At 47.0% G+C, this 6,200-nt stretch carries 6 protein-coding genes; 2 read left to right on the top strand and 4 right to left on the bottom strand.

What is annotated here, in order from left to right:
• Nucleotides 1-48: 48 nt before the first annotated feature.
• Genes pncA through B3N33_RS12445 form a run of 3 tightly spaced genes read right to left on the bottom strand, consistent with a single transcriptional unit; the run spans nt 49 to nt 2,586 of the window.
• A complete protein-coding gene (gene pncA / locus B3N33_RS12455) occupies nt 49-657 on the bottom strand; it encodes a bifunctional nicotinamidase/pyrazinamidase (protein WP_292593513.1) in 609 nt (202 codons plus the stop codon).
• A 5-nt stretch (nt 658-662) separates the two neighbouring features.
• Entirely contained in the window at nt 663-1,691 is a 1,029-nt protein-coding gene (locus B3N33_RS12450; protein ID WP_214061503.1) for a glycoside hydrolase family 10 protein, read from the bottom strand.
• Between the two features lie 43 nt (nt 1,692-1,734).
• Entirely contained in the window at nt 1,735-2,586 is an 852-nt protein-coding gene (locus B3N33_RS12445) for a DUF4438 domain-containing protein (RefSeq protein ID WP_099830855.1), read from the bottom strand.
• 107 nt (nt 2,587-2,693) lie between these two features.
• On the opposite strand from B3N33_RS12445, the gene ylqF reads away from it, so the two are divergent.
• The gene (gene ylqF / locus B3N33_RS12440) at nt 2,694-3,530 is read left to right on the top strand and encodes a ribosome biogenesis GTPase YlqF (RefSeq protein WP_214061504.1); all 837 of its coding nucleotides are present in this window, start codon (nt 2,694-2,696) and stop codon (nt 3,528-3,530) included.
• Here the strand turns inward: ylqF and B3N33_RS12435 are convergent.
• Nucleotides 3,500-4,735, bottom strand: coding sequence for a radical SAM protein (locus B3N33_RS12435; protein ID WP_214061505.1), 1,236 nt, complete (start codon nt 4,733-4,735; stop codon nt 3,500-3,502). The genes ylqF and B3N33_RS12435 overlap by 31 nt on opposite strands.
• Before the next feature lie 93 nt (nt 4,736-4,828).
• Between B3N33_RS12435 and B3N33_RS12430 the strand changes: the two genes are divergently transcribed.
• The gene (locus B3N33_RS12430; RefSeq protein ID WP_214061506.1) at nt 4,829-6,175 is read left to right on the top strand and encodes an FAD-dependent oxidoreductase; all 1,347 of its coding nucleotides are present in this window, start codon (nt 4,829-4,831) and stop codon (nt 6,173-6,175) included.
• The last annotated feature ends 25 nt before the right edge of the window (nt 6,176-6,200 follow it).

The raw sequence follows: 6,200 nt of genomic DNA, 5'->3' as shown, positions 1-6,200 counted from the left end.
TTTGCTCCTGACCAACCCCCAACCTCCGACCCCCAACGACAGGCCAAATCATCTCTCAATCAGTTCTACTCCCGCTCTTCTGAATTCCTCTATAGTTCTCTGAACATCGCCTATGTTTGCTTCTACACCTTTTGTTCCATTTATTATTACGTTTATCTTGAAGCCGGCCAGGAGAGCATCGTGAACGGTGTATTTGAGGCAGTAGTCCAGAGCTAGTCCGCAGATATCAAGCTCTTCAATTCCGAGTGCTCTTAGTAGCCCATCTGTTCCCAGTTCCGTTCCGTCGTTTTCTCTGAAGATCGAGTAGCTGTCAACATGGGGATGGGTTCCCTTTCTGATTATGTAGTCAAACCGGTTGGTCTCAATGTTGGTGTGAAATGCCGCCCCGTGGGTTCCCTGCTGGCAGTGGACGGGCCACAAGACGGGGCCAATTCCTTTTTTATTATCGAATGGTGTAAAGGGCTCTTTCCCATGGTTGACCGCAAAGCTCATATGATTGGAGGGGTGCCAGTCCTGCCCCGCAACTATCGCCTCATACACAGAGTCTCTCATAGCTCTGTTTATCGCTTCGTTTATCTGGCTTGCGCCGCTCACTGGCAGTGAACCTGTTTCGTAAAAGTCGTTCTGAACATCAACAACTATTAATGCCTTGCGCATCTTCATCACCTCACTTCTTCCTGGAGTGCCTGAAGTCTTCCGCATAGTTCATCGTCGACTGAACTCAGTGCAAACAGAGTTACTTCGTCCGGTTCGAGTTCCCTTACTTGCTTTATGAGTTCTATAAACTCATCCCATCTGGAGGCATAGTTGAATGCACCCAGTCCGATTCTGATATTGTTCAGGGAGCCGTGAAGACTGCGGATGTTTTTCACCCTTGAGATTACTTCCTCTGGCTCTTTGCCATATGCCATGACAACTGCCGCATCAATAAGGCCGTTTTCCAGCCACTCAAGCCAGGGTTGAAGACGCTCATGTACGGCTCTCTCCGAATAATCATCATAGACTGCGCAGGATAGCTTTTTGCCCTTGCTTCGAACTGTTTCGGAGATCATCGAGACCTGTCTTGTCACCGCGTCGATTCTGAAGCGATCGAAGCTATCCGTGCCATTCGACAAGCCTTCTTCGTTCAGCCAATCTCTATACTCGGCCAATGCAATCGGGTTGAATCCAAAACTCCTGAAGGGGTACCTTATGAAATCAAGATGAACCTCTTCTATATCGTAATTTGAGATTTCCGAAGCAATCTCCTCTGTGAACTCTCTCACGCCTGCTACACCAGGATCGACGTAAGGGCCGAAGACTTCTTCGAGGTTGCTGGACGAATAGTCGAGCATTGAAGTGCCGTTTTCGTCAACGGTAATCCATTCAGGATGTCTGTTCACTATGTGTACTGCCGATAAAGGTCTTCGCCTTTCGAAACCCCAAACCAGGTTGACATTCATCCAGGCCGAAATGTGAAAAGTCTTTCCCGAAGCTTCGGCAATAGCCTTCCTAAGAGCATCGAACGGCTGCACCAATTCCTCTGCAGGCGGAAGCAATGCTGAAGAGTAATAAGAGTCACCTCGACCAACAACCTGAATGTAAGCTCTACCTGCGTTTATCCGATCGAGCCGATCGATCATTCTGCTCAGTGATTCGGGGGAAATAAGCTCTTTGCTTGTCACCCATACTCCCGGTTCAAGTCTGTTCATCTTTCTCCTCCTGCCGGCTAATCAGCAAGTTTCCGCCTGAACCCTAGATGAAGTCAATCACATTGGATTTGTCGCTTATTTCGGGGATTATTATGCCCTTGCCGTCCGCCATTACTACCGTTACACCGGGGCCGTGACCGGTAATTATACAGTCTCCGTGCACAACTACTCCGATAGTAACGGAGCCCTCCATATAACCTCCAAGTCCGAAAGAATCGTTGTGATTTTCGAGGGCTACGAAATCGCCTATTCTAAGCCTGTCGAGACCGACTTTCTTTATGAGTGCCCTGTCATTTGTGATGATGTCGTAGTCGCCACCGGAAGGATCTCCCGATCCTGAGCCGGAACCCATGAGATAACCGGGTACTATTGCCCTTACTGGGAAGTAGATCTTCCCATCTCCTTCTCCAACTGGTATCCTGTCTAAAAGCTCAGGATCGATATTGTATACCCTGATTGAGGGATAATCTTCAAGCACTAATCCCTGACCGAATCCGACAACCTGTATCTTGTCTCCGATCGCCATCCTCTTCTTTATGTCTTCTTTGAAGTGAATCAAGACATGATTTATGCCGCCATGCTTGCCTATGACTATTCCCTTCTCCCCCTTTGCGTCTCCGCTGATTAAAGTGGCCGAATTTCCGATACAGGAATAACCGACATATGCTGAGTTCTTGTCAGCTTCGGAGTTCTTTGTCGAGACATCCGGCTCAACATGGTCGCCAACCATCTTGAAAGCACTGTCTCCAAGAGCAAAATTATAGGTAATGCCTCCCGTACCCGGGAAAAGTCTTGGAGTCCCATCGACTTCAAGTCTGAAAGGGCTTCTCCTTAGTGGATGTGCAACTTCGCCAGAGACAGAGATCTTCACTACAAAAGCTTTGTTTGTCTTCAATGTCTTCTCCTCCATTTGGTGTTCTTGTTAGCATATAGTACATATACATTATATCAACTGAAGAACGTCGGTCGAAGCGTGATATAATCCACGCTGGAGGTAATCATATGTATTATCCGGGCCATATCCAGAAAGCGAAAAGACAGATCCAGAATTACATGAAGTCCGTAGACGGAGTTGTCGAGCTGCTTGATGCTAGGATTCCTCTCACGAGCAGGGCCTATGAAGCAGAACGGTTGTTTCAGAACAAACAGCGTATTGTCGTTCTGAACAAGTCTGACCTGGCCGATACTGAGATCACTTCCATGTGGAAAGAGCATTTCAGAGCACAGGGAAGCGGAGTTGTAGAGGCTTCACTAAGATCAACAGACGCGAGGAATTTCATAATCAGAGAAATCGTACCTCTATTAAAAAGCAGGTTCTACGAGAAGAGGTTCATGGTCGTCGGAATGCCAAACGTTGGAAAGTCTACCTTTATCAACAGACTCAAAGGCAAGAAATCACTGGCTGTAGGAAATAGACCGGGGATAACGCGTGGAGTACAATGGATAAATGTCTCTAAAAGCATTTCCGTTCTCGACACGCCGGGAATTCTATACTCTGAACTTCGCTCTCGGCAAGTAACGACGAAACTCCTAGCGGTAGGTTCCCTACCGTACGAGAAGTTTGATCCGCTTGATGCTTTCGAAATGGTGCTTTCCTTAATTGTCGAAAGATACGGGGAGGTTCCCCTTGAGGATTACCTTGGTGAGAAATTCGCCAATGGAGAAGAGTTTGTCGAGAAGTTCTGCAGAAGAAGAAACTATCTTGCCAAACAGGGAGCGCTCGACACAACCAGAGGAGCCCACACTTTTCTCAGAGAGGTCGCGGCCGGGAAGGCAGGAAGGTTTTCCTTCGAAGATCCCAAAAGCTTTTACAGTACTGATTCGCCCGAAACAGAGTGATCTCTCGCTCTGCTTCTCAAATCGGCCCATATTTGATCAATAAAACTGTAGGTCAGCCACTCTTCGATGATGTGGAGTTCCCTTGTGCCCAATCTGGTTGGTTTGATGATGTCACTCTCTCTTTTGAGATACCCTCTTGTTATTGTCGAGTAAAGGAGAAATCTCATCCTCAATGGAAGTCTTCCAAAGTGTTCTTCAACACTGCCGAGATCGAGGTGGCCACCGTAAAGCGCCCAGAAAGAGTAATAGAGAATCGCCGAAAACTTATTCATTTTGATCGTCTTACTGACCGGAAGCTTCCCGGAATCGACAAAGGAGAAGTATTCATCGAGAGAAAAGGTATTAGTTCGAAAATCCTTTCCGTTGAAGGAAGAGGCGCTCGTGCCAATTCCCATAAAGAACTCACGTGAAACAGAGCTGTACTTTCTCTTTTCTCCCCTCTTTTTGAAGGTCCAGAGAGAATCTCTAACATAACCATTTGTGAGAGCGACGTTTTCCAGCTCTTCCAGTATCTCGAGTTCCTTCTCAGGATCGTTCTTAGTGTTTTTGTAGGCCGTGTCTGCAAAACGCATCATTGGATAAACTGATACCTGTTCCGGGCCGTAAGAAATAGCCGTCTCAAGATCCTCAACGATTCTTCCCCGGTCAAGTTGGTAATCGAAGATCAAGTCTACGTCTACAAAATCAAAGCCCGCCGAAGTAGTCTCGGCTATCGAATTATGCGAAACGCTGGAATCCTGTCTCCTTCGCCCCATAGAGTTCAAAGTGAAATCGTCGAAGGATTGTATCCCCAGACTGACGAAGTTAACACCAGTCTCTCTTATTTCTTCAAGCCTCTTGATGGAAACATCTGCCGGGTGGATTTCAAGAGCGATTTCGCCATTCGCCATTTCCCTGAAATGAGAGACGACTCCCCTTAGAAGGTTCAGGTCATAGGAAGGTGTTCCGCCTCCTATGTATATGGAACTGAATTGTGCGATTTTTTGGAGATCGGATTCGCGCTTCAAAGTCGTTAGGTATTTGTTTGTCAGTTTAGAGTCGTATTTGATTTTGTTGTAGGGGCAAAAGCTGCAAAACTCCGGGCAAAATGGTATGTGTATATACAGCCCTGGGGATGAATTAAAGCTCAGTGGGCCAGCACCATCCGCGTCCTCTATTATAAACAGCCTTTTGCCAAGTTCCATAACTCTTTCGGTAAGACTCATTTTTTGCCCTCCCGCCGCTCCATTCTAGTACGTAAAGTGTGGTAATATAATATATGTTTTGAGCATATATCTTATTCTATTTGGAGGTGTTACATGAAAAAGGACATAGTGATAGTGGGAGGAGGTCCCGCCGGTATAGTCACGGCGACAACGGCAAAGAAGACATATCCTGACAAGAGTGTAGTGGTAATTAGAAAGGAAAGGGAAGGAGTCGTCCCATGTGGAATTCCATACATATTCCATACTCTTCCGACTGTAGAGGCCAATACCATGCCGATAAAAGGTGCGCAGGATCTGGGAATCGATTTCATTTTTGATGAAGTCGTGGAAATCAGTACTGATTCCAAGAAGGTCAATCTCTCCGGTGGGGAGTCTATCGAATATGAGAAATTGGTTATTGCCACGGGTTCGCAGCCCATATTACCTCCAATAAAGGGCAATGAGCTTTCAGGTGTATTTACTATAGCCAAGGATAAAGAGTATCTGAAGACTGTATATGCTGCTGCAAAATCGGCGAAGCAAGTCGTAGTCGTTGGTGGAGGTTTCATAGGAGTGGAAGTTTCGGACGAGATCCTCTCCGATGGCAAGGAAGTCTACCTTGTCGAGGCCGTTGACCAGATACTCATGGCAGCCTTTGACAGGGAATTTGGAGCCATGGTAAGTGAAAGACTCGAGAAGAAAGGCATGAAGCTACGCACCGGGATGAAGGTCTGTGAGATAAAAGGAGAAGACAAGGTATCCGGAGTTCTACTTGACAACGGCGAAGAGATCGAAGCAGATATGGTGATACTTGCAATAGGTTACAGACCGAACGTGAAGCTTCTGGAAAATATCCGCGTTCACAGGGGTATAACCGGTGGAATATGGGCCGATGAATACATGAGAACCAGTGTTGACGATGTCTTTGCCGCCGGTGACTGCGTCGAACACAAGTGCTTCTTCACCAGAAAACCAAGTAGATTAATGCTGGCATCTACCGCGGCTTTTGAAGCGAGAGTTGCAGGTTCAAACCTTTTCAGCCTCAAGATGGTTAGGGAGAATCACGGAAATCTTGGAGTGTTCTCTACTTCAGTGGCCGATTTAACGGTCGCCGCCGCGGGACTCACGGAGTGTACGGCAAAGATGGAGAACTTTGATTACGTGGTTGGCGTTGCAAAGGGAATAGATAGACATCCCGGTTCGCTTCCCGACAAGTCGGAAATTTTCGTCAAGATGATCTTCTCCAAGGAGAGCGGAATTCTTCTTGGCGCGCAGATGGCGGGCGGAAAGAGTGTTGGAGAGATGGTCAATATTATCGGTCTCGGTCTACAGAAAGGAATAACCGTGAACGATTTCCTCACGATGCAGATCGGTTCCCATCCACTGCTTACTGCCGCCCCTACTACCTATCCGTTGACTCTTGCAGCTGAAAACGCTCTAATGAGCTTGAGAAAGGAATAAGAAACACTACAAATAGAAGAAGCTA

The sequence above is a fragment of the Mesotoga sp. UBA5825 genome (assembly GCF_002432955.1).
Taxonomy (GTDB): Bacteria; Thermotogota; Thermotogae; order Petrotogales; family Kosmotogaceae; genus Mesotoga.
The sequence above is the reverse complement of the archived record's forward strand: the minus strand, read 5'-3'. Positions and strand labels throughout refer to the sequence as shown.

Bases quoted from the DNA above. Each gene is read 5' to 3' on its own strand.
- pncA (WP_292593513.1), bottom strand. From the start codon at position 657: ATGCGCAAGGCATTAATAGTTGTTGATGTTCAGAACGACTTTTACGAA.
- B3N33_RS12450 (WP_214061503.1), bottom strand. From the start codon at position 1,691: ATGAACAGACTTGAACCGGGAGTATGGGTGACAAGCAAAGAGCTTATT.
- ylqF (WP_214061504.1), top strand. From the start codon at position 2,694: ATGTATTATCCGGGCCATATCCAGAAAGCGAAAAGACAGATCCAGAAT.
- B3N33_RS12435 (WP_214061505.1), bottom strand. From the start codon at position 4,735: ATGAGTCTTACCGAAAGAGTTATGGAACTTGGCAAAAGGCTGTTTATA.
- B3N33_RS12430 (WP_214061506.1), top strand. From the start codon at position 4,829: ATGAAAAAGGACATAGTGATAGTGGGAGGAGGTCCCGCCGGTATAGTC.